At 60.5% G+C, this 23,930-nt stretch carries 18 protein-coding genes and 2 pseudogenes; 2 read left to right on the top strand and 18 right to left on the bottom strand.

What is annotated here, in order from left to right; genetic code table 11:
- Window positions 1-25: 25 nt before the first annotated feature.
- From ACRB8A_RS19580 to ACRB8A_RS19600, 5 genes and pseudogenes are all read right to left on the bottom strand, one after another.
- Window positions 26-1,360, bottom strand: coding sequence for an MFS transporter (locus tag ACRB8A_RS19580; protein WP_432246087.1), 1,335 nt, complete (start codon window positions 1,358-1,360; stop codon window positions 26-28).
- Between the two features lie 371 nt (window positions 1,361-1,731).
- Window positions 1,732-2,107 (bottom strand): annotated as a pseudogene (locus tag ACRB8A_RS19585) (transposase); the annotation flags it as partial.
- Window positions 2,108-2,184: 77 nt separating this feature from the next.
- The gene (locus ACRB8A_RS19590; protein ID WP_432246088.1) at window positions 2,185-3,171 is read right to left on the bottom strand and encodes a membrane dipeptidase; all 987 of its coding nucleotides are present in this window, start codon (window positions 3,169-3,171) and stop codon (window positions 2,185-2,187) included.
- A gap of 1,341 nt (window positions 3,172-4,512) precedes the next feature.
- A complete protein-coding gene (locus tag ACRB8A_RS19595; protein ID WP_432246089.1) occupies window positions 4,513-5,646 on the bottom strand; it encodes a hypothetical protein in 1,134 nt (377 codons plus the stop codon).
- A 106-nt stretch (window positions 5,647-5,752) separates the two neighbouring features.
- Window positions 5,753-6,757, bottom strand: coding sequence for a hypothetical protein (locus ACRB8A_RS19600; protein ID WP_432246090.1), 1,005 nt, complete (start codon window positions 6,755-6,757; stop codon window positions 5,753-5,755).
- 465 nt (window positions 6,758-7,222) lie between these two features.
- Here ACRB8A_RS19600 and ACRB8A_RS19605 point away from each other — a divergent pair.
- A pseudogene (locus ACRB8A_RS19605) lies at window positions 7,223-7,363 on the top strand (recombinase family protein); the annotation flags it as partial.
- 271 nt (window positions 7,364-7,634) lie between these two features.
- Here the strand turns inward: ACRB8A_RS19605 and ACRB8A_RS19610 are convergent.
- Both ACRB8A_RS19610 and mobF read right to left on the bottom strand, forming a co-directional pair.
- A complete protein-coding gene (locus ACRB8A_RS19610) occupies window positions 7,635-8,690 on the bottom strand; it encodes a PDDEXK nuclease domain-containing protein (protein ID WP_432246091.1) in 1,056 nt (351 codons plus the stop codon).
- A 317-nt stretch (window positions 8,691-9,007) separates the two neighbouring features.
- Window positions 9,008-13,600, bottom strand: a complete 4,593-nt coding sequence (mobF, locus tag ACRB8A_RS19615; RefSeq protein ID WP_432246092.1) for a MobF family relaxase — start codon at window positions 13,598-13,600, stop codon at window positions 9,008-9,010.
- A 475-nt stretch (window positions 13,601-14,075) separates the two neighbouring features.
- Here mobF and ACRB8A_RS19620 point away from each other — a divergent pair, with 475 nt between their 5' ends.
- Window positions 14,076-14,486: a hypothetical protein gene (locus tag ACRB8A_RS19620; RefSeq protein ID WP_432246093.1), complete on the top strand. Its 411-nt coding sequence runs from the start codon at window positions 14,076-14,078 to the stop codon at window positions 14,484-14,486.
- Between the two features lie 62 nt (window positions 14,487-14,548).
- Here the strand turns inward: ACRB8A_RS19620 and ACRB8A_RS19625 are convergent, their stop codons facing one another.
- The 11 genes from ACRB8A_RS19625 to ACRB8A_RS19675 all read right to left on the bottom strand — a co-directional run bounded on the left by ACRB8A_RS19625 (window position 14,549) and on the right by ACRB8A_RS19675 (window position 23,572).
- On the bottom strand, window positions 14,549-15,031 hold the full coding sequence (locus tag ACRB8A_RS19625) for a hypothetical protein (protein ID WP_432246094.1): 483 nt from the start codon (window positions 15,029-15,031) through the stop codon (window positions 14,549-14,551).
- A gap of 7 nt (window positions 15,032-15,038) precedes the next feature.
- Window positions 15,039-15,296 (bottom strand): chemotaxis protein, encoded by a 258-nt coding sequence (locus tag ACRB8A_RS19630; RefSeq protein WP_432246095.1) that lies wholly within the window; start codon window positions 15,294-15,296, stop codon window positions 15,039-15,041.
- 27 nt (window positions 15,297-15,323) lie between these two features.
- Window positions 15,324-15,554: a thermonuclease family protein gene (locus ACRB8A_RS19635; protein WP_432246096.1), complete on the bottom strand. Its 231-nt coding sequence runs from the start codon at window positions 15,552-15,554 to the stop codon at window positions 15,324-15,326.
- A gap of 361 nt (window positions 15,555-15,915) precedes the next feature.
- Window positions 15,916-16,185, bottom strand: coding sequence for a ParB family protein (locus tag ACRB8A_RS19640; RefSeq protein ID WP_432246097.1), 270 nt, complete (start codon window positions 16,183-16,185; stop codon window positions 15,916-15,918).
- Between the two features lie 18 nt (window positions 16,186-16,203).
- Window positions 16,204-16,656 (bottom strand): hypothetical protein, encoded by a 453-nt coding sequence (locus ACRB8A_RS19645; protein ID WP_432246098.1) that lies wholly within the window; start codon window positions 16,654-16,656, stop codon window positions 16,204-16,206.
- Window positions 16,657-16,745: 89 nt separating this feature from the next.
- Window positions 16,746-17,336 (bottom strand): single-stranded DNA-binding protein, encoded by a 591-nt coding sequence (gene ssb / locus ACRB8A_RS19650; RefSeq protein WP_432246099.1) that lies wholly within the window; start codon window positions 17,334-17,336, stop codon window positions 16,746-16,748.
- A complete protein-coding gene (locus ACRB8A_RS19655; RefSeq protein WP_432246100.1) occupies window positions 17,329-17,637 on the bottom strand; it encodes a hypothetical protein in 309 nt (102 codons plus the stop codon). The genes ssb and ACRB8A_RS19655 overlap by 8 nt, the downstream gene beginning before the upstream one ends.
- The gene (locus ACRB8A_RS19660) at window positions 17,634-17,912 is read right to left on the bottom strand and encodes a glutaredoxin family protein (protein WP_432246101.1); all 279 of its coding nucleotides are present in this window, start codon (window positions 17,910-17,912) and stop codon (window positions 17,634-17,636) included. Before ACRB8A_RS19660 ends, ACRB8A_RS19655 begins: the two co-directional genes overlap by 4 nt.
- A 1,312-nt stretch (window positions 17,913-19,224) precedes the next feature.
- A complete protein-coding gene (locus ACRB8A_RS19665) occupies window positions 19,225-20,067 on the bottom strand; it encodes a hypothetical protein (RefSeq protein ID WP_432246102.1) in 843 nt (280 codons plus the stop codon).
- Window positions 20,068-20,581: 514 nt separating this feature from the next.
- Entirely contained in the window at window positions 20,582-21,934 is a 1,353-nt protein-coding gene (locus ACRB8A_RS19670) for a ParB/RepB/Spo0J family partition protein (RefSeq protein ID WP_432246103.1), read from the bottom strand.
- Between the two features lie 717 nt (window positions 21,935-22,651).
- Complete coding sequence (locus ACRB8A_RS19675) at window positions 22,652-23,572, bottom strand: DNA-processing protein DprA (protein WP_432246104.1); 921 nt, start codon at window positions 23,570-23,572, stop codon at window positions 22,652-22,654.
- Window positions 23,573-23,930 lie beyond the last annotated feature (358 nt).

Consider the following 23,930-nt stretch of genomic DNA (forward strand, 5'->3'; position numbering starts at 1 on the left):
CCGGCTCGTCATCCCGCTAGCAGGTTCAAGCCATCTCTTGGTCCTTTGCAGTCTCTTTGATGGACCAGATGAATATTGCACCGGCAATCGCGGTGAGAGAAAGGTAATAGACAGGAGCCAGTTTCGTCCCCGTAGCTTCGATAAGCCAGGTCGCGAGGTAAGGTGTGAAGCCTCCGAAGACCACTGCGGAGAGGTTGTATCCGATGGCATATCCGCTCGAGCGGGTGGCTGTCTTGAAGAATTCTGCACCGGTCGTTGCTGCAGGGCCTGTGTACAGTGCGAGGAGAACTCCGATAAGGATGACTGCGAGATAGACCATCGGGAGTGGAGCGCCCGTGTCTAGGTATGCGAATAGTGGAACGGGAACCAGGATAAATGCGATACAACCGGCAATGAGCAGTGGACGTCGACCAATCCGATCCGACAAAATGGCGGTGATCGGCACAGTAATTATGTGAACACTCATTGCAGTGACATTGATCCAGAGCGCTTCAGTCGGGTTGATGCTAAATTCGCGTTGCAGGAATGTAGGCATGTAAGTGAGGAAGAAGTAGAAGCCTACCGACCAGAACATGAGGAGCAGGAAGGCCTGAATCATTGGACGGAACTGCACTGGCTCCTTCTTGCGGCTTCCGGGGTGAACAGATTCAGCCTGTTCTGCTTGTTCCTTCGCGAAAGCCGGAGTTTCTTCCGTACGGCGTCGGATGATGTAGCCGATGGGAACGATCAGTACGCCGACTATAAAGGGGACACGCCAAGCCCAATCGTTCATGGTGTCCGTTCCAAATGTGCTGTAGCACAAAGCGACGCATAGGCTGGCGCTCATGAGGCCAAGTACGCTTCCGATCTGCATGAAGCTGCCGAAAAGGCCGCGACGCCCCTTGGGAGCCCACTCGATCATGAATACAGCAGCCGTCGTCACCTCCCCGCCTGCCGAGAAGCCCTGAAGGAGCCTGCAGACGACGAGAATTACAGCCGCCCACACACCGATTTCTGCGTGTGTCGGGGTTATGCCTATGCCGAGGGTGCCCACTGCCATGAGCAGCAGCGTCAGGAGCAGGACCGTTCGTCGCCCGAGCCGGTCTCCAAGTCGTCCAAACACGAAAGCCCCCGCGGGACGAGCGACAAACCCCACACCAAAAGTTGCAAGGGTCGCAAGCAGTGAGGTCGTAGGGTCCGTGGAGGGGAAGAATTTTCCCGCGATGACCGTTGCCAGGTAAGCGTAAACACCAAAGTCGAACCACTCCAAAGCGTGGCCCACCGTCCCTGCACTAATAACACGGCGCGCTTGCTTCCTAAAGTCCGGGCCGCTTGTAACAGGTTGTTCTGCCCCAAGTGTCGAGTGTTCTGCTCTTTCCATTGACTTCACCTTTATGCGCTTGGAGGAATAAGGAAGACGTCTAAACGATCTGCAGCTAGGTATCGGTCGGCCCCAACTTGGCTGGAGCTCGAATATGTGAGCTCAGTCTCATGGCGGCAAGCCTAGCATAGAGGTGTAATACCTCACTAGTGATCGCTTCACCATAACCTCAGCTTTCCTTGTGAAGTGAGGTTGACCCCGAGAACATTGGGGTCGTCTTCCTGTGGCAAGGCGCCTTGGCGCACAGCGGACGCGAAAGTCATACCGAGAAAACAAAGGGCCTACGGGCTTCAACCCACCCAAAGCAGCAAAACAGCCTCCGTGCGGGGGTGACTCTATGGGTTTCGTCAAGCCGCTAAGGGCGTTCGCGTTTAGTAGAGGGTGCCGTCTCTGAACATGGCGTAGAGGGTGTCGCAGCGGCCGCGGGCGAGGGCGATGAGGGCTTGGTTGTGTCGTTTGCCTTCGGCCGCTTCCGGTCGTACTAGGCCCTCGACAGCAAATCCTTCAGTGCAGCGAACACGGAGAGGAACAGGGCTCTTTGGAGTTTACTTTCCGGGATGGGGTGGTCGCCGCGGATGGATGACCCTGATCGCCAGGTTACCGGCGCCAGGCCCGCGTAGAGACCAGGTATCCCGCGGAGGCGAAGTCCTTGCCGACGACCTCGGTGAGGATCCGTGCTGCGGTCCTGACACCGACCGCCGGGAGTGATGTCAGGACCGGGTGAATAGGGTAGGCCCCTACGAGGGCTCCATGCCCCAGTGACACCCCCGGATCATTGACGACTGGGAGGCGGCATGCCGGGGCCGGCAGGCCAGCACACCCCATTACATAACGGCGGCTGCTGTCCGTGGCAGTGCTTCCCCTGCCCACACTTGCCCAAAGAAGCGGAGAAGGTTTTTTCCGAAGAGCTTATCGAGTGATGTCGACGACAAGCCCTTGCGCCGCAGGCAGTTTTTTAGGTTGCCGTACCCGGAGAAATCTTCAAAACCCGGTAAAACAATGCTTCCCGACACGTTATCCCTTAGTTTCTTACCCGTGCCTAGGTCGTGTGCAACGTACTCAAGGAATGAGGCATCCTGGCCCGGAATAAGGTCTGATCCGATGCCTACGGCATCATCGCCAACGATGCGCCTTACATATAAGACAGCATCGGCCATGTTTTCAATCGTTGCTTCATTAGCGGACGGCAGGTATGGACGGAGCGTGGTCAGGCAAATTACGCCGCCACGATCGGCCACCATGCGCATGTCGTCATCGGACTTATTTCTCATCGCATTGTTGAGTGTCCGGGGGCTGGTCATGGAGTAAAAAACCGGTGCTGCGCTGCACCGAATAACTTCTCCTGCGGTCCTGTTACCTACATGTGAAAGATCGATGGCTATTCCTGAAAAATTTAGGGCCTTGATGAGCTCTTGCCCGTAGGAGGTTAGCCCGCCATCGGGTGAAACGAGGCAGCCGGTCCCGGCTTCGTTACGTGCAAGGAACACAGGCTGAACGACCCTTAGGCCAGCGTCCTGGAACAACTGCACGTTAGTAACATCCCCACCGAAGCCAGTGCTATTTTGCCATGAAATGATTATGCCGGTCCTATTTTTTGCTTCGTCCGACTCAAGACGTGAGACCTTATCCACTTCAAAAACTAGATCGTCATTCGCATCAATGAACGCCTTGAGTTCATGAAGCTGTTCCTTGGAGGTCTCCAGGTCTTCCCAAATTGAGCAGACGACCCCCACTGCGGAGACTTTGTTTCGGACCATATCCGCGAATATACTGCGGTCTAAGGTAGGAATTACCTTGGCGTCGATAATCATTCCGTCAGCTCCTAGAATTTGATCTAGCTCGTAGCTCAAGCTGCATATTTCATCACGGCGATGCGGTTACCGTTCTGCCATAGGCGGTATCGCCGGATACCAAGCAACGTGACCATTGAAGCCACGGATGGACCAGTGCGTGACATGAACCCGCTTGAAAGGCAACTCCATCCACGTGCTTGACCTCCACATGATACATCTATGTGTAACACCCTACTCAAGGCGGTCTGGTGACCTTCGAGGACCGGCTCCGAACCACGCGAGAGAAGTTCGGCGCGGATTGAGCGCAACGTTTCAATTCTGTGGTGGGCGATGTCGCCAGAACTTCAGGTCTTCGCTCTCAACGACAGGCCTTTAGTTGGCCAGTTCTGATCCGGCGCTTGGAGTGAAGAAACGACCCGGTCCTGATGGCAGGAGCAGCCCCTTTTCGGCCTCACTCCCCCGCCCAAATTAAAGCGCCGATAATGGACCTTATGTAAAGCTAGGCCTAAAAAGGAACTCCCAAAAGCCTTCTCACGACGATCGTGACATGCCTTACTGGACTCACATGACCACAGCAGCTCATCCTCGCGTGACGCCCGCAGCCTCGTGCTGGGAACCGGCAATTGGCGAAGCTCCAGTCAAATAGCGGTTGACCGGAGCTTCGATTCATTATGTATGCCTGCAGCTGGGAATTCCCTGTGAACCCTGCGAGCCGGGGCTGATAGCCGACGTTATGACAAGCTGGAGCCAAGAAGGGCTCCCCTTGAGCCCCCAAACATCCCCTGTCGCAGCTCGTTCGCTGTATACCTTAGGTTCAGCGCGAAACGTAGTTAAAGGCCGTTCTGAGCCGTCTCAGGACCATCAGCATCGTCAGGCCCAGATGCGTAAAAAGCCAGATACAGAGGGGCGTCCACCACCATGAAAGGCCCCCAATTGGATCGGTAGTCGAGGGCGGTGGCGTGACGGCAGCAGCCACAGCAAGAAGTAGCGATAGGCACACGGCGACGACTGCCGCGTACGTTACGTTGGCTCGCAGATCAGATATGACCAATTTCAGGTCATGCGCGTGTTCGAAGACTGCCGAGTCCTTACGTACCGCTATTCCAGTGTTGAACATTAGTACCAAGAGTCCGAATAGCAGCGCAGTAAAAATAGTCACTCCGCTGAGCAGTTGTCCGATTCCTTGTAGCCGGAAGTGGAAAAACACGAACGGCAGTGCCAGGACTGCGGGAATACCGAAGTACCTGAATGCCGCACGGCGACGCTCAGCCTTTTGCTGAGGCCCGACTGCGGAGCTCCAAGTTTCAATATGGTCCTCAAGCACCATCCTCAGACCCCAATGCTTACCCAAGGGTCGCCTCACTCGTTCTTAGACTGCTCTTGTTTTGATTCCTGCAACCAACCTGCAGGCAGGCGCACGCCCCGATTCCTGAGGATCTTTGCCGCATGCGTTTCCCAGAGGTTCCTCAGCTGGGAGTCCGCCAGACGTGCCCCAGTTTCATAAATAAATTGAGGCATCGCATCTCCTTCCAGAACGAAGGTCTTTTCCGGACGTTCGTTGCCTATACCGACCTCGAATCGCTTCGTCTTAAGATGTTCTCGATTGACCGGCGATACTGCCTCTAGGGCAACCGTGAGGTTGGCATCAGATTCCTCTGCTTGTTCCAACGCGGTTAGTTCCACGACCAGAGCCTGATATTCAGCCTCATCCTGAACGGTGAACACTGATCTTGGAGCCGCCTTGTAAACCGTATGACCACTTTCCGAGTTCTTTTCATCCACGATCTTGCGGCGATTTTCGACAGGTGCTATCCGCGCCAAGGCATCTAGCTTCTTGTCGCGCCTAGATAGCCGATCAGTGATTAGAGCTTTGATTCCCCGGCTTGCCCGCCTAAGTCCGGGGCCCTCAGTGACGACTCTCACCACAGTGTCTTGAGGCGTAGAGTCATCCTGCCCGCCTTCCGCGGAATAGAGAATTTCCGAGACTCGGAGGGCCTGCTGAGTCTGAAGTTCCCGCCGCCAGTCGTCACTCTCAGCGAAGGCTTCGACTCGTATGACTGCCTCCATGTAGTGCGAGGACGGTTTCATCGCCTTCGTATAAAGTAGTTCCTTGAGATTCCTTACGCCTATGCGCTCGACAAATAACAGCCCGAAGTAGCTGTCCTCAGGGATGAATAGTTGGCCGCGAAGGCCGCTTAAGAGTGCGGTCCGTTCGTTAGTATCAACTGATACGCCCGTTTCAGTGTCGTACGTCTCCCCCCGCCCGCCCTCTGGCCCTTTATTGACGCGCAGCCAAAGCGACCGGCCGGCGCGGTCCGCTTCCCGAATTCGAAAACCGTCCGCCGACTTTTCATCTGAGTGGTAGTCCTCCCCTAGCTCAGTTATCTGCTTGTGAAGGACGTCTAACAGGTCATGAGAGCCGGGGCCGCATGCTGTCAAACGGTACAAGGCCCGCGATCTGTGCGGAGCATTTGCTCGGATGAGATAGACCAAGTACCCGAATGTAGCCACGTTCTCCCCATCTGCAGCATTTGCTACTTACCTATTAGCTAAGTATCACCGCATCCTCTGACAATTCGTCGAAGCAAGGGAGCGCGCTCTAGAGATGACCTCGATGTCCAACGATTTCTGCCATAGCCTGGAGAACGAAGCCCCGACAGTCAACGAGTCCTGACTTCGGCCCGAGTGACTTGCCCGCGCTGTTGAGGCTGAACTCCTGCAGTTTGAGGCTTCGAAGGTCGACGGCTATTAGCCTGCATTCGAGAGTTCCGTCTACTGTCAAGATGGACTCGACGCGTTGTGCGACGTAGTTGGAGCTGCCTTGGGCGAACGAAGGTGAGCGATCCAACCTTGTTCCCTTTCGCCGGCGAGGCGGGCAGTATAAGTTCCCTTGGCTTGTTACAGTTCCTGCTCGTTTGTCCAGGTAGGTGGTCTTCACTTCAAAGGCCACTAATTCACCTTCGACAAGGGCCACCATGTCCAGGTCCTGTCTGGCGTTACTACGGGGCATACCGCTATCTCCAAGCGAGACAGGGAAGGCTCCGTTCTCTTGCAGGTAGAAACGAGCAGTTTCTTCGCCGAGGTCACCAAATTGTCCTCTTGTAAGTACCTCGAGGATGGACGTGAGCCCTGCACCCGACAGTTCTGAGGGGTTGAAATCGGAGCCAACCAGGAAATCCATCCGATTCAAAAAAGTGTCTGATTCTAGGGTGGCCTTGGAAACGAGTCCGAGGTCCACCCAAGTTGGTATGTCTGTTTTGTCTGAGTACCTTAGGTGGCAGAAAAATACCCCGCTCGAGATACTCAGGGCTTTTCGTTCAAGAGCACGATAACGTCGGCCTTGCCCCGACAAACCCCTGTTAAGAGCACGGTCTTGCGCATAAATGTTTGGGCCGAGCTGTCCTCCCGCGCTATGAGGCATCATGTGGCCGCGGTCGAACGCCTGTTTGGCGTTAACTTTAAGCGGAAAACCAGCTTGGTAGACGACATCACGGACCGATCGCAGCCCATTCACCTTTCCGAACGCAGCAATGGTCCTGGCACATTGCTCTGAGGGGATCTCAGGCGCGGCATCGAAAAGGAAGTGCACGTCGCCTTGGTTCATTGTCACTAGCTCAGAACCAGGCCAAGCTCTCCTGTATGACGCTGCCCATTGGTCCTCGAGATCAGCGATGACTGCTTCCTGAAACTGGGACGGTTCTCTGCGGCCCGCAGCCTGCGCTGCTTCGTAGTCGATGGACCCAAAATCGTGCACTATTCCTCCTAATGCTGCGCAATTGTGGGACAAGCTTCGTCAGCCCATTGGATCATCAAGGCGTAAATGATCCTCGACGTCCAGCGTGACCTGTCGATATCCGGCTCTGGGCCAGCCTGCACTTGCCGCCCTGAGGGAGAAGGGTCCATTCCGGAGCTGCGCCTTTGAGCTCTGACGGACATGTCGGTAGACATGGATCCATGGGAAGACCAGGATCACGGTTCACTCCCGATGTCGTCCATGTCTCCTACACCTTGACACTTTTCCGAGTAAGCCTTAGAACTCAATCTCACGGGTTGAGGGTTGGATGCACCTGTGGTTGATCAGCGGGTCGGCTGCGTGCGGGTGAGCACGCTGGACCAGAACGAGAAACGCCAGCTCGAAGGGCAGGTTCTGGACCGGATCTTCACCGACAAGGCCTCGGGCAGGGACACCGCCCGACCGCAAATCGCGGAGCACTGCTGATCGGCACAGGGTTCCCGAACACAAGGATTGACCCCGCTATGAAGACGGCCGTAAGAACGGACACCGTAATGCCTGCCGAGTGGCATCCCCACGTGCCCAGAGAACGATCCTTTACTGACCGCTCCACGACCACGAAGCCTGTTAGCCGCACTAGCGCCGTACAGGGCCAAGCGCTCAGTCGTGAATTGTCCAGAGTTCTTTGGACAATTCAGGACGGTCGCACTGCCATCAATGGGTGCAGGTGGCGGCCCGGAGAATGGGCCTACTCCCCCGTTGTGGTTCCTTCGGATCCTGGTTCGGCCCACTCCAGAGCGGCAACGATATGCCCCTCATCAGGGAGTGCTTGCTGCTCTGCTGGCGGCAATTTGTCGTAGGTGTACGCGGCTACGGCCATAGGCGATGTGGAGCGGCCGAGACTGTAGCGGACGCTACGGTCGTTCTTGGTGCCGCAGATGAGGATCCCAACTGTTTCATTGTGGAAGTCCCGGCGCATTACATCATCGACCAGGGCAACGTAGAAGTTCAGTTTACCGGCGAATTCCGGCTGGAACTTGCCCGTCTTGAGCTCAACGACAACGTACCTCAGCTGCTCTAGATGGAAGAAAAGCAGATCAACGTAGAAGTCGTCGCCGTCGACCTCGAAGTGGACTTGACGGCCGACGAAAGCAAAGCCGGGGCCCAGCTCCCGGAGAGTTTCCGTAATCCTACTGGTGAGCGCGTTTTCCAAGTCCCTTTCGGCGATTTCTCCAGAGAGTCCGAGGAATTCGAAGTTGTAGGGGTCCTTGGCGATCTGTTGAGCGAGCTCGGAATCTGGTGCAACGAGCTGTTGCACAAAGTTTGACGGCGCTGCGCCGGTACGCTCCAGGGTCTTATTCATGATCATGTTCATGAGCACGTTGCGCGACCAGCCGTGCTCCGCGGCTGAAGAGGCGTACCAGGCTCTGGCCTCCGCGGTTTCGAGTTTGTCCAACAGCACCGTGATGTGACCCCACGGCAATTGTCCAACAGGCTGTTGGACAATTGGCTCCGGCCACGCAGCAGCGAATCCCCGCATATAGAACAGATTAGACCGGGACAGCCCTTTCATCTCAGGGAACTCGGCCCGCAAGTCATCCGCCAGCCGTCCGATGACTCCGCTCCCCCAGCCCTGATCATCCTGTCGTTCCAGGATCGTCCTGCCGATGCTCCAGTAGAGCTCGATGAGTTGCGTGTTGACCGTTCGTATCGCCTGGATGCGTGCCGCCCGAACCCGTTCTTTGAGCTGGCCCAAAAGCTCTGTGTAGCCGGACGGGAGAGCGAGGTCGCGGGCGTCAGTCATGCGTTCGATCCTATCGACCACCACGGACATGGCGTGCCGCTTCCTCGCCGTCGACTCAGCGGCCGGGGCCGCCTTTGGCTCGCTCAACGCCTCCATAGATACCTGTGCGGGACTCTCGAGTCCTGACCGCGCGGCTGGTGGTGCGGTTCGAGGCGCAGCCCGGAGGCGGGGTCCGCATTCGGACAAAGAGAAGTTCCGCCGGCGTTTGAGTACAGTGCGGCCCGGGACCATCATCATTGGAAGCCGGTGCTCTGTCGGTACGCTCATCCCTGGACGGGGCGCCCAACAGAGGAGTCCCCGGTAGGGTCCATCTTGTTTTAGAGCCGCGGTCCTCGGCGTCCTGCCTCGGGTCCTGCTGTGGGGCCGGTCTGTTGTGCCCGTCGTTTGGCGTCTTCGGCTTTCTGGGCTTCTTGGGCTTGGCGGATCTTCTCGGCCGCGCTGGGTGTCTGGCCCAACGTCGCCTCGGTTTCCTGGCGGACCCGGGCCAGCCGGTCGCGCAGGGATTCTGCCGGCGCTGAGGGCCGGGTGTCCTTCTCAGCGTGCCGGCGGTCGGCGATGTCCTTCATGGCTTCAGTGACTGCTTCCGGGGTTTGTTCCGGCGTTGAGGTTGTGCTGGTGCTCCTGATGCGGCGTGCCATCGCGGCGATACGTTCGGCTCGTTCCTGTTCCGGGGTCAGGGTGGTGTCCTGGGACCGTTCCTCGCGAAGCTGGTCCACTACCTGCTCGGCGGGTGTGGGTGTTTCGGCCACGGCCGCTTCCACGTTTGCCGCTTCTGCCATGAGGGTCGCGTCAGCACCGGCCAGGGGGTCTTTGGCGGTCTGGGCGGAGTATTTGTGCATGGCGGTGACGCGGTTCCTCAGTTCGGCGCCGATGCCCTTGTCAGTGAATTCGGCGGGCAGTACCGTCGTTTCGGTTTCCGGGACCCTGTAGGTGTCGCGGAAGGTTTTGACCTCCGCGGCCAGGTCCCGCCATTGCTGCTGCTTGGCGGTATCGGAGGGGACGGGGCCAAGGGCCTCGGCCCACGCCGGTGGTTCGGCCGCGAGCTGGGATCCGAGACGGTTCACTTCCAGGGCCATGGCTTCGCGGCGTTCCTGCAGCTCGGTCCGCCACGGTGCGGGGGTGTCCTGGTGGGTGATGACATCCGCCGGTGCCATCCACGCCGGCAACCCGTCCGGGGCGGGCGTGGTGGCCACGGGTTCGGGCAGGCGCCGGCGGAGGTTCTGTTCAGCTTCGATGCGGCGAAGGACCTGTTCGGCGGCACGAATGCGTGGGGCGTGCGGGTCGCGGGTGTAGTTGGTGGTCGCCCCGCGTTCGTAGGTTTCATCTGCGCGGACGGGTTCTGGCATCAGCTCACGCAAGGCCTTCTCCTTTTGCAGGGAACCGGCGAGCCAGGTGGCTTTCGCGGCCGCGGGGGAATCGTTGATCGTCTTATCGGTCCGCAGTGTTTCTTTGGCACGGCGGATCCGGGTATCAAGGTCATCGTCGGTGAGGTGTCCGTGGAGTCGTGACTGCCACGGGGTTTCCTTGGTTTCCTTCAACCAGTTCCGGGTCAGCTGCTTCTGGTCCGGGACGGCGGCGGGGTTTGTGCCGGTGTTTGCGCGGGCGCGCATGAGGTCCCCGGTGGCGCGTCGGGCGAGCCGTTCCAGTGCCTGGTCGCTGACGGCTTCCAGGGGCCGGCGGCCAGGGGTTTCGGCGCGGGTGCGCCAGTAGTCCAGTTTGTCTTCAACCCGCCAGGCCAGGACAGCGCCGGGTTCCTGGGATTCCTCGAAAGGATCCCGGGCGGCGTCGGTGAGGAGGTTGGCGATGTTGAACCCTTCGCTCTCTGCATGACGCAGGTGGGTGGCGACGGCGCCCCATGCGTCGGAGGCGATGAACGGTTCGGCTTTGCCTTCGCCCAGGATGTTGCGGGCGGTGTTGGCCATCCGCAGTTCGTTGGCCTGGTCGTCGATGTCTTTGTAGACGGTGACCATTTCGGGCAGAGCCCGGGCCGCTGCGCGGGCGGCGTCGATCTGTTCGTGGGCGGTGAGGTTCCCGTCGTGGTTTCCTGCCACGGAGCGCAGCACGTCGGTGAGGGTTTCGCCGTCCTGGACGACGCCGTAGAGGTTGTTTGATTCCCGGCCTCGGGAAGCGGCGACGTAGGCGAGGGAGCGGGAGAGGCCCGAGCCGATTAGGGCGTGGGTGGTGTCGCACGTCAGGCCCTGGGTCCGGTGGATGGTTGAGGCGTAGCCGAGCATCGTGTTCTCCCGCACGTACTGTGCGGGCAGGGTGATCGTTCCGGCGTGGCCCTGGTGTTTGGCGGTCAGGGACCCGTCGGTGTGGACTTCGTGCACGGTCCAGACGTCGTTGTTTTTCACGAAGTCTTTGCCGCGGTTCAGGGACAGGCGGCGATTATTCTGACGGGTGACGATGACGTCCCCGGCCCGGGCGGCGAGCCCGTCCCGCAGCGTGGCGGCCGGCCCGTCTTCCAGGGCGCCGGTCCCGAGCCGGTAGGCCTGGGCGCGGGCGTTCAGTTCAGTGACGGTGCCGTTATCGAAGGCCATCATCACCGAGTGTTTCCCGGCCGCGGTGTCTTTCTCCCAGGCGGTGTAGACGTGGGAAGTCATCGTTTCGGCGTCGCCGCCGACCACGCGGCGGTTCTCCCGGTAGAAGGCCCAAGGGTCATCAACACCTGCGGCCGGGGGTTCGCGCAGCGCTAACGTGGCGGCGGCTTCGGCGTCGTTGGGTGTCCCGTCAGCGTTCCGGAACCGGTGCAGGTCCTCCAGGTGCACGGCCCCGACGGTGTTCTTCAGGTACCGCAGGGCGCCGCCGGAACCAACGGCGGAGAGCTGGTTGTCATCCCCCAGGGCGCGGACCACCGCGCCGTGCTGTTCAGCGATGGTCACGACGGAGGCGAACAGTTCGGTGCCGACCATGCCGGCCTCATCGAGGAAGATGACGTCCCCCGGGCTCAGGACCACCTTGTTGGGGTTCCGGCTCTTGTAGCCGAGAACAAAGGAGTCAATGGTGGTCGCGTTGGCGCCGAGTTCCTTGCCCATCACTGCTGCTGCAGCGGCTGTGGGGGCAAGCCCGATCACGGCACCGCCGCTCTCCCTGACCGTGTCGGCGGCGAGCTTCAACGCTGTGGTCTTCCCTGCACCGGCGGGGCCGACACCGATGACCAGGAGCTTGTCACTGCACGCGAACTCGCTGGCCATGCGCAGCTGCCCGGCATCAAACTTTTTGTCCTGGGTTGTCAGGGCGAGCTCAAAGGCTTCCCGTGTCGCGGCGGGGATGACGGTGCGCTGGGCTGCGGTCAGCAGCCGGTCTTCGCTGTGAAGGACACCGGAGGAGGTGTAGAGGGTGGAGTGGACTTTGCCGTACCGGCTGGCGCCGTTGCGGAGCCGCAGCGCCTCCACCTCGGAGGCGGGGTTGGTGGCTGTGATGCGGAGGGAGAACTGGTCAATGGCGCGTGCCTTGACCTGTTCGATGAGGTCCTTGGGGATTGGCAGTTCACCGAATTTCGATCCCAGCCGGCGCCGGGTTTCGGCGTCGATGTGGTGTTCTCCCCACACGCCGCGGGACCGTACCAGGGTGCGGATAACACCGGCGGCTTCGAGGGCCGGGTCCACTTCATCGGCGTGGGTTACCAGCGGTTTGCCGTCCCGTTCGGCGGCGTCGCGTGCGTCGTGCCGACGTGCCTGGGCTTTGGCCACGGCTGCGGGTCCGACGACCATGCCGGGGATTTGGGCGAACTCTTCGGTCCATTCGCTGACCAGGTCAGAGAGCCGTCGTGCGGCTTTCTTCTCGGGCCGGGTATCAAGGGTGGCACGTTGCGCGAGGGCGATCATTGCCTTGGTGTTCGGGGCGTAGCCATGGTCTTCGGTGAACTGCTGCACGAGCTGGTCCAGCACCGGTTTGATGTCCCCTGAGCGGGAGGAACCAGCCTCGATCGCCGCGAGGTTTATCCCGGCGATCTCGATGACGGGCCGGTCCCCGGAGACTTTGCGGGTCGTGACTCCGACGCCGAGGCGGGTGCAGACCTTCTCCATGACGGTGCGGTTGTAGTGTTCGGACGCGGCGACGTTGAACTGATACAACAGCCGTCCGTCCAGGGATGACCATTTCCCGTCGGCGCCCATGACCTTGTTGGAGACCACGACGTGGTCGTGCAGTTGCGGGTCCCCGTTGCGGGAGTCGTAGTGACGGAAGGTTGTGTAGACGAGTCCGCCTTCCACGTCTTCCTGGCGGATGCCGTTGCGTCCGCGGCGGGTGAACGTGGCTTCCTTTTCCAGGAAAGCCATCGTCTCTTCGATGGCTTCGTGGTGAGCCGCTTCGATCTTTTTGCGTGCTTCCTCACCGCCCACAGCCCACAGCACGGACACGGACTTCACCGGTGCGAACACCAGGTCATAGCCTGCCACGGTCTGTGAGGCGGGCTTGGTGTTGGCGGTGATGAACCTGCCCAGTTCCTCCTTATCGGCAGGGTTCCGGCCGTTGAGCTCGCGGAAGTACTGCGCACCTTCCTTGGTCCGGATCAGACGCCGGGCATCCGCGTCAGGTTCACGCTTGTTCAGTCGCTGGAAGTCTCCGGTCGCGGTGTTGATCCGCTTTTGAAGTTCATCATCTTTCTGTGTGGGCTTGCGGTATCGCTGGCCCAGGGCGACCTTCGCGGATGGGTCCGCTGCCAGTTTCGCGGCGGCGTCCGGGTGCAGTCCTTCACCGAAGAGGGCCGCCATTTGAGTTTCGCTGACCTCCCCGGAGACTTCCAGGAGAGCGGCTCCGCCGCCGCCCCACTGGCCGGGAGGATTCCCGTCCACGGTGTAGTAGTCCCCCAGTGCACGGTCTTTCGTGCGCAGCTCGTCACCACTGGCGACTTCACGCGTGTAGTACGTGTATCCGTCGCCGGCACTGAGCTTGTGCACGGTCATCATGGACCCAGCCTACCGCCCAAGGAGCCTCACTGATCAATGATGCATGAGGTGTGACGGATTCAGAGTGGTTTGCCTTTCGACGGCGGAGAAGAACTGCAAGGCAACCCGCTCTGTTTTTGGCCATCAAGACTTTGATGCGGTTCTGCACATGAGAATGGGCTGTGGGTAACACGCTTTTCGTTATCCACAGTGCGTTCGATTGTGTTGAACCGCAACGGATTTTCTTTATCCACAGGTGGGCAGAGCAGAGACCTGTTCCCTCTCGGAGCCGTGCAGGTATGGACAAACCAATCCAGAGGACAGTCCGGGCGCAGCAAGGTCCGATCCTGTAGGTTTGACCGTGAGTGGCCCGCCGGTGAAGCGTCCGAGTACAAGCATCGGGAGGTTGTGGCGGCCACGTCCGGATATGGACCAGGCACGGCGCTAGCCGTTAGGTCTGTTCCATGGATCAGTTCAAGGGGGAGGGACCCGAATCATGGCATCACCACGTAAGTCCGCGACGCAGGTAGCGGCCCGCGAGAAGGCACGGGCGAAAGCTCAGGAGCTGACCGCCCGGCATGAAAAGCTCATCGATCTTGCCGCTGATTTTTTTGAACGGCAGGAGCAGGCGGAGCAGGTCCGCGCTGACGCCAGGGTCAAGGCTGACGCGCTCCTGGCCCGGGCCGAGGAAGAGGCGGTCGCGGCAACCGCCGGCGCGGCCGGTACCGTGGCCGCGATGGTCGCCTCAGGTGAATCAAAGTCCGCCGTCGCTGCCCGCCTGGGTATCACCGGGGCGGAACTGAAGAAGCTTCTGGACCAGGCGGGTGCGGCGGCCAGGCCGGCCGCAGCGGAGCGTCCGGCCGCTGTAGCCGGGAACGAGGAAACTGCAGAGGCCAAGGGCGCGTAGTCAAGGCAAAAGTGGGGCCCGGCGATTCGCCGGGGCCCCACCGCGTTAAGGGCAACTGAGGTTCAGAAGAGTGTTGGTGCCTCCGGGTCAGCTCCGTGAAGGAGCGCCCGGATGCGTTCCGGGCGTTCCCAACCGTAGGCGCGAACCTCATCGCGCAGTGTCCGTGAGCGCTGGGCGAAAAGGTCACGGGAGAGTCCGCGCCAGCGGAACATCGATCCGTTGGAGTCCCGTCCTTTGGCGAGCCGGTCAGCCATGTTCTCCCGGTTCGATCCAGGGTGCAGATGGGTGTCCTCCCCGGTTGTCGCCCGGACGCAGAGCGGCACATCGCATCGGTGCATCAAGTCCCCGAATGAATCCAGCCCGATACCGTGCACCAGGTGGAATGCGAAGCGGTGAGGTCGTAGCGCCTGGGTGCGGCCGTCCGAGTTCAGGGTGAAGCGGCCGTAGCCATCATCGGAGACGGCGCCGGTCCATAACCAGCAGTCCTCCTGGTGTGGGCCTTTGATGACTTTGGACCAGAACCGTTCCTCCGGTGCCGGAGTCATTCCAGTCTCACCAGGCACGCCAGCGGAGCTGGAGTTTGTTCGCGGCGAAGAAGATGCCGGCCATGAACAGGAAGGCGGGGATGGCCTGGGCGAAGCCCTGACCGATCCAGAATCCCAGGGCAATCCACAGGGCTATGAACCCGGCGGCTTTGCACAGGAAGATCAGGACACCTTGCCCGGCGATGATCGGGTGGGTGAGCGCGTAGATGACCCAACCACCCAGGGCGACAGCGGCGAACGCTGCAAGAAAAATGAAGATGAACATGGCCGCTCCCAGCGGGTCGTGTGGGTCTTAGTCCGGGCAGGCCCAGACGCCTTCTGCGTTGTTACGGGCCTTCAGTGATCTGGCCTGAAAGGTATCCCTGTAGATGTATCCCTTTCCGTAGTCCGCTTCCCGGCCATGGCCCTGGGCGTGGATGGTTTCATTCACCGACTCCAGCAGGGCGTCCGTGGTGAAGACGTAGGCCAGCAGCCGGCCGTACCGGTCCCGTTCCCCCTGGGCGGTGTCACCGAACAGGAACACCTCCTGGCCCTCAACTTGGAGCGCAGGAACTCGGAGGCTTCCGTGCCGCCGCACTCCACCGGTGTACCGTCTTTGACGGTTTCGGGAGTGTCCACCCCGATCAGGCGCACGCGGGTGGATTCCCCATCACAGTCGATCCGGATCGTGTCCCCGTCCACCACCGACTGCACCCGGTACGAAGCTCCCACATTGGAAGGCGCCCTCCCGGACACAGTCTCCGTACCGGTTGCGGTGCAGGGCACGGGGTCCATGTAATCAAAAGGGTTCAAAGCCAACGACTCCGGCTTCTCACAGGAACTGATCAGCACCGCCCCGGCAACCGCCACAAGGGCGACCACGGCAGGGCGTCGGCACCGGGGTTTCATGCCCGGTCCTCGCTCGCTGCGGTTTCGGCGCGGGTCCGCCGGCCCGGACGGGCCGTCCCGGCAGGGACCGGATCCCACGGTTTGCCGTTGTTGTGTTTGCGCTGCAGGCGCTTCACCTCGCGCATCGTGGCCCTGACAATGAAGTCCGACAAGCTCGCATCCCCCTCGGCCGGCTTACCGGCCTCAACGAAAGCAGCCCGCACCTGATCCGCCTGTTCCTCGGTGTAATACGGCGTGAACGCCGCTATCTTCTTCTCCCTGGCCATGCGACTAAACCGCCGGCACTAGCTGGCCGCGGGCGAAGCCTGCGGCCACGCGTGCAGGGCATCGAGGTACCCGCTATACAGCACGATGGAGCCGTCTTCTTTGGTTTCAATATCCGAGTGCTGGTGACTGCCGCCGGCATGGGCAATCGCGGCGAGAACCAGATCCAGGTTCACCCGGTCCAGACCGGGAACCACATCGCCCAGGACAACAGGGACATCCTCAGCCAGCGACGCGGCAAACAGCAGGAACCGGCGCTCCCCACCGGAGAGCACCCCAACTTCTTCCGGGATAGAAGCGAAATCGATCCAGGCGCTCACCTGGCTCGGCCCTTGCGGCTCGGTGCTCGTGTGGACCCATGGCTGGCCGACGGCGGCGAAGCGGCCGCCGAAAGCACGGAGCAGCAGCTCCGTGGCGGCTTCGGTCGTGTACGAACCTTTTGCCCAGGCACGGAGGTCATCTGCATGCGTCATTGGTGTTGTCCTTTGTTGATGCTCAGAAGGTTGGTCAGTGGTCTCGTCCGGCTCAGCGTACCTGCTGTCCCCGACACGGGGCAGCGGGTTTACGTGGCGGTTCCGGGGTCCGGGGTTCGGCTGTCCTGGGGGCTGCGTTCGGTGCGGTTCACCCTCGCGGCCGCGTAGCGCAGTGAGGGCCCGATTTCATCGATTTCCAGTTCCAGGACGATGCGCTTTTGGCCGGTCTTTGTCTCATAGGTGCGGGGTTTGATCCGGCCGCTGGCGATGACGCGGGCGCCCTTTTTCAGGGACGCGGCGGCGTTCGTCGCCGCTTCCCGCCAGAGCGTGGACCGCAGGAACATGGTCTCCCCGGGATCCCCGTCGTTTCCCAGGGCCGCTATGGTCCGGGGCGTGGAGGCGATGGTGAAGTTCGTAACAGCCGCGCCGGCCTTTGTGTAGCGCAGCTGCGGGTCGGCGGTCAGGTTCCCAATGATCGTGACGGTCGTTTCCCCCGACATGATCACCGGCGCCTTGCCCGGGGTTTCGCCGGCATACTCCGGGTACGCCATCCCCTGGTGGGGGTCCTCGAAGGGGACATTGATGGTCCCTGACTCGTTGGCTTCCAGACCGAACCAGTCCGCATCTGTAATCCGTCGCGGACTCATCGCGAACCGGTCCCCCACCGTTGCCTCAGTCATCGGCTGCGGCTTCCAGCGCCTCTATCCCTGCCCATTCAAGGTCGCTGCTCCGGCGCCACATCCGTGCGATATAGACCTCCTCGAGCATCGCACTCGTCGAAGCCTGGTAGGGGTAGCGGCCTTCCTCGTCACTGAACAGGGTCACTGACGAGTCGTAGAGCCTTGCTTCGGGCCCCTCTTCCGCGTCATTGATGAACGCGATGGCGTAGGCGGCTCCCAGCAGCTCAGGGTCTTCCCGGTGCCTGGGCTCGACTTCGGCGCGGTCGAAGATTGCGGTGATGGTTTCCTTCTCGATGCTCATGCTGTGGCCCCTTCCCGGGCGTGATTCATGGTGGCGGTGACGAGTTTGTCGCGGCGCAGGCCGGACCAGTGGTCCTGGTCATCGGCGTTGTTTACAACGACGGGCGCCTGGGCGTACCCGAGTTCGGCGGTGATGTATTCCAGGGCGGCGGGGTTCGCGGTGATATCCACCGCGGTGTAGGTGATGCCTTTAGCCTCGAAGTAGGCCTTGGTCTTATCGCAGTTCGGGCATTCAGGCTTGGTGTAGACCGTGTAAGCGGTGGGTGAAGAAGTCATTTTCAGTACCTGGTTTCGTATGAGTTTTAGTTGCGTTCGACTGCTTGACTTGATGCTTCCATTTTAGCAATTATCCAACTGAATTAGTAGCGCCTTTGGCCTATAATCTAGGCAATTTACTAAGGAATATTCGTCAGCTTTCCGGCTTTGGCCGCCCCGTTCTCTGTCCTCGGAATAGAGCCGCCTGAAGGCCCGGCCACCCTGCCCCCCAGGGAACTGCCGGCACGTACCCGGCCCCGGACCTCATCCTGTCGTCCACGGCATTTTTTTGTTTGTGAGTCCCCCGGCGAAAGAGGCTGTCCAGGGCCACCGGCCCATGGTGGTGATTTGGCGGTTGTGGCCTGGCCGGTCTGTTGGGTCCCGTCGTCCCCTGTGCGCGGGAAAAGCCCGGAGGGGTTGAGCTTTCACCATGATCAGGTTTGCGAGAGGCAAGCCGCGGCAGATCGGTAACTCAGCATCAATCCGAAAACGTGCCAGCAAAACAAAAGCCAAGAACTGTCATAATCGAAGGACGAACATGCTGCCACGATGCCGCTGTCGGACGAATTGCTTGGAATTGGGGAGCGACACATGAACGTTGATTCGCAGAAGCTGATCCAGTTGGGCGTGTGGGAGGTGAATCCTCGAAGTCTCGAAGGAACAGGCCTTGCCTGGGAACATGTGATCGCGGGACGTGCACCCACGGGAGCAGACGGTGCTCTCCCACCAAGGGCAGGAAGTGATTTTCCGTTAGCAGGCTGGCGGATTGTCGATTCTCGGTCAGAGCCGTGGTCCGATGAGGTGTTGATTTTGGGTGCGCCCTCAATTGTCGAACTGGAGCGTTGGGTTCTTGTCCAATTCGCACACGGGAACAGCGGCTGGTATTTTTCCACTCCCGTGAACTGTCTCCCTGTTCCAAGTCGAGAACAGCGTAGCCAAGGGCTGCGGCTGGAATGGGCACAGGAGGCCGTTGTTCGAACGCGGGAAGGCCTACCGAGTTTAGACGTCGTCTTAGTGAACGATTCGAACGTTCCGTGGGTCCCAACGGAGCTGGATTTCCAGCAGGTACAGGGGGCAATCGTTAACGTCTGTGGCCAGGATTCAGGTACAAGATGGTACTCACGTGGATCTGGTGGGGTACTGCCGGAGTTGGCTCCGGGCAATCGCGTCACCCTGCCCGTTTCATGGGAGGGATCTGCCCTTAATGAATTGACCAGAGGTGAGTACCAAGTAAGTGCTCACCTCGCAGCGCTGAATCTGAGTACGGAGAAAAGAGTCGGTTTGACGATTTCCTAAAATCGTCAAACCGACTCACAGTTTTCTTACTAATAAATTAAGACCAGCTGGTAGTGCCGTCGCTGGCAATCTTGTATTCGCGCCCGTCCCAAACTTTCTGGAAAGTAGCCGCGAAGTTTTTGAAAGCAAGAACGTATGTCGGGTGATAAACCTCGTTCTTAGTTCCTCCAGTCCAGCTTGCACTCAGAATCTGGCGGTACATGACCTCGTTAGTGGTCTTAGCGTTTGGACAGTTTTCCCAGTTGTGCACGATGTCGTCAACATTCAGAAATCCATCGTGTGTTGTGTAGCAGTACATAGTCGTAATGCGGATTGCCGATCCTGAAGTGACATCGATATCTCCGCTCAAGGCAAAACGCATCTTGCCAGTGGTGGACATCCGCCACTCGACATTCACTGTTCCGGAAGGCTTGCAGATACCAGTGCTGCTACTGCAGTACTCGTACGTAATGGTGTCCTTCACGTCAAGAGTGGTGCCCACAACCGTGCCAACCCCTCCAGGGTTCCTTTGGACAGGCTGCCCAATTTTCAGAGCATCCCTCTTGGCTTCCGCCGACGGTGCTTTCTTATAGGTTTCTACAATTTCCTGTATGTTAACCTGCGCAGCATCAGATTTTACTTCCCCTCTACGCTGCACGAACTTTTCGACAGAAATCACCGGAACACCCATTTGTAGTTGCTGTACCACGCCTGCAACAACTGGGTCCTCTCCTCCTGTAACAACAGCAGTGACACAAGCACCGGCACCAACGTCTGCGGCAGAGCAAGAATCAGAACCGACATTCTTGTCAACGGCGTTTGCCGGAAAAGTCCCGCTGGTGAGCAGCAACATGCCAACAGCCATGGTAGCTAGAGTGCGAATAACCAACTTTTTCTTCAATTATTTCCCCCAAAATTGTGTGATACCGACAAACATTCGGAGCCTAACCATCTCTACCTAGAACCGCAAGTCAAACGCTTGGCCGAATTTTTCCGCGGTTGTTTTGACCCGCCATGCTTCCTTGAATCGCATGCGGGGTAGAGAAATTCATCTGCAGGGAGCTGCCTTTGCCTCTTCGTGAGAAAGCCTGAGCCTGGTGTTGCCGTGTCAAGGAGGGCGAAGGGAAATGCCCTAGATGGAACTTTCCTTCCCCCGCATTCCCAATGCGCTGTACCTAGGGCATAGCCGGCGGGTGTCGCGTGTGAATGGCGGTCCGCCGGTGGGGACCACGCTGGGAGCCGGCCACCTGGTGAGGCGGACCGCCCGCGTTTTCGAAGGTTCCGCACTCTGCTCCCCACACCGGGATGACCTTGGGTTTTGCCGGTTGTGGCCGGTAGAATGTGGGGAGAAGAAACCCCGGAGCCTAGATATTTGCGTTATCTAGGGTCCGGGGTTTTTCTATGCCCGGCGGGTGTTACTTGCCGCTGTCGATGATGATCTGTTCAGTCTCGGAAGCGGTGTATCCCCACGTGACCAGCTGGTTCAGGTAATCGCGGTGGGACTGGTGAGGGGACCGCCACGAGTCTTTGGCGATGGTCTTTTCATACCCGGCGCAGATCAGGGCGATCAGGGAAACCTCGGGCCGGGTCGTGGTCTTGGCCACGTGATCCCTCAGCGGGTTCCACGCCCACGACTTATCCCCCTCGATCTTGGCCCCTGCCATGGTCGAGGCCACCTCACCGTCGTAGCCGCTGGCAACCTCCGGGTGGTGGGTGATGGCGTGGACGGTGAAGTACTGCCAGCCCTTAGGGGCCTGCTTCTTCCCCAGCAACCCGGCCACCCATGCCCTGCGGACCACCGTGGCCGATTCCATCTTCTTGTTGTTCTCGATCAGGGTTTTCCGTTCGGCCTTCTGCTCGTCCGTCATCGGGCCTTTGTTGGCCGGGGATGAGTGGTAGCTGTACCGGTCTTTGTAGCCGAGTTCTTTCCAGCCAACGATGACCGGGACGGTGATGTGTGCCCCGGTGCCGTCGGTGGCGATGTACACGGCGTTGCCGTCGTCCTCGGTGGCCCGTTCCCCATCGGCACGGTTCAGCGAGGCCACGCGGGCCACTTCTTCGTCGCTGTAGCCGGGAGCGTCAACGATGCTGGTTCCGGTCGCTTCGAGTTCAGCGGTGAAGGCGGCGAGGGCGGCGGCGCGTTCCTTCTCGTCCCGCAACTGCTGGGCCACGTGGTGGAGCTGGTCCGGTTCATCCATGATCACCGACTCCAACTCGAGCGTACGCTCGGGGTCTCCTTCAAATTCGGCCATGATGAGGGCTTCCTCGATGCTCCACCCCCGCCCAAGTGCGGCGGTCCCGGCGTCGGATGCTTTGGCTTTCAACGCACCCTCGACCGTGGTCTTGGTCCGCCCGGTCTTCTTGGCGATCTGGGACGCGCTCACGCCGATCAGAGACAGCTGGTGGTACGCGTCGGCTTCATCCGCTTCCGTCAGGGCGGCGCGCTGGATGTTCTCCACCACCTGCGTCACGATCCGTTCCGCTTCCTCCGGCGACTCGATGACCATCACCGGGATCAGGCCCCGGGCGGCTTCGACAGCGGCGCGGGTACGGCGCTGGCCCATCAGCACGTGCACCGTGCCGTCGTCCTTGCGGTGGGCGATCACCGGTTCCATCACGCCGTGTTCCTTAATGCTCGCCACGAACGAGGGGGTCAGGGCGGCGTCCTTGCGGACGTTCACGTCCACCGTGAGAGTGGACGGGTCCAACCATTCCAGCGCCGGGACGGTAACGGTGGTGGCGGTGGAGTTTTCTGCGATTGCAGTCATGTTTGGTGTTCTCCTTGTTTCATCACTCGGGGTGAGGGGACGGCGTAACCGTGCCAGCTACCCCTCTCCCCCGTTGTTTTTTTGTTGCTGGCACGCAGTGCTCTACGGGGCCGACGGAAGCGCCTCCTCCCGCCAGGGCAAGGTGTCGGGAATCTTCGTAAGGAAATAAGCGACGCAGGAGCGCCGTCGAAGAATCCCAGGACCGCAGGGCCCCGGAGTTTACGGAGGGGTCAGGAGCAAGAGCTGGAGCGGAACCGTACGATCCGAAGGACAGCCACAAAAAAGCGTCGAAGACCTCGGTTCGGGGACGTCCGGAGCTCTGCGACGGCCGGCCCCGGACCCAACAGGCGGGAGCGAAGCGGACGACCCTTCTCTTGGGTGCAGCGAAGCGAAACCCAGGGCGAGGCGTTCCGAGCTGCCCGAACACCGATGCCGGCGCCGGCGCTGGCATTCTGGGCGATACCATGATGCAGGTTAAGAGTGGAATGGCCGCCACCTTCTCGGGTGCCGGCCATTCCTGCTTTCCCTCAGCAAAAGGAAATCCATGAGGCAGCATCATCGCTGCAGGGTGTGTTGGTGTGCCGCCGGGCGTGAGTGCTCCGGGCGGCTGGTGCGTCATTGGCGGTCCGCCGCTGGTTCCCAGGCACTGAACCCGGCCACCCATGCGGCGGACCGCCCGCGGTGACCGGACTTTGGGCGTCCGGCCACCGCATGGTTTTAGCTGGTGAGCAGTTCCATCAGTTCGTTGGCTTCGGTTACGAGGACGGCCGAACCGTCGCGGGCGAGCCGGTGGCAGCCTGCACTGTTCGCGGACGTCACCGGACCAGGAACGACTGCTACATGGCGGGCGATGGTTTCGGCGTGATGGGCGGTGTTCAGCGCACCGGAACGGTAGCGGGCCTCCACCACACACACGGCACCGGACAGGGCGGCCATGATCCTGCCGCGCTGGATGAACCGGTGGCGGGTCGGGGCGGTCCCGGCTGGTGTTTCGGAAAGCATGAGTCCGGTTCCCAAAAGTGCCCGGCCAAGGTCGGCGTTCCCTGAAGGGTAGAACCGGTCTACGCCACGGGCGACCACGGCGATGGTCGGCATCGCCTCGGGGGTGCCTCCGGCCAACGCTGACTTGTGGCTGACCGCATCCACGCCATAGGCGAGGCCGGAAATAACGGTGATGCCGCGCTGAGCCAGGCTGTGGGCAAAGTCCCCGGCAATAGCTGCACCGTAGGCGGTGCAGTCGCGGGACCCGGTGAGTGTCACGCACTTCTCGATGGCCGGGATCCCGGTCGTGAGGTTCCCCCGGAACCAAAGTCCCAGCGGTGGCACCTCCAGATCATCAACACCTGCGGGCCAGTGCTCGTCCCCCGGAATGAGGAACCCGCCGCCCATCGCGGCCGCGTCGTCCAGGTCTTTTTGCGGGTCAATGTCTCCCGCGTAGTGCTGTGCAGCGCGGGCCACAGCGGCGGTGAGTTCTTCCGGGGTGACGCCCTTCAAGGCGTGGGGTGCTTGCTGGCCGGTCAGCAGGCGGAACGCTGCGTACGCGCCGAGCTGGCCAACGATGGCGGCCACCACCCGGTCGGCAGGTTCAAACAGGCGGGTCAGTGCTGCGCGGGCCGTACGGTCTCCAGTGATGTTCATGGTTTTGGTCCTTTGCTGAGGATGGGGGTGGTGGGGGGACGGCGTTACCGGGCCAGCTGCCCCTCTTTCTCCCCCGTTGTTTTTTGGTTGCTGGCAAGCTTGCTTGCTCGGTGGCCGACGGAGCCCTGTCTACCTGCAGGGCAAGGGCCGCGGGATCGGCGAAGGAAATAAGCGACGCAGGAGCGCCGCAGCCGATCCCGTGGACCGCAGGCCCCGACGAAGGAGGGGCTAGACGGGGTGGAGCGGACGCCTAGAATCCGGAGGACAGCAACCAAAAAACGTCGAAGACGTAGAGACAGGTGATGACGGGCAGGAGCTCTGCGACGGACCGGCAGTACCCAACAGCCGGCCGCGCCAG

The organism is Arthrobacter sp. G.S.26, from assembly GCF_050847375.1.
In the GTDB taxonomy this organism is placed as follows: Bacteria; Actinomycetota; Actinomycetes; order Actinomycetales; family Micrococcaceae; genus Arthrobacter.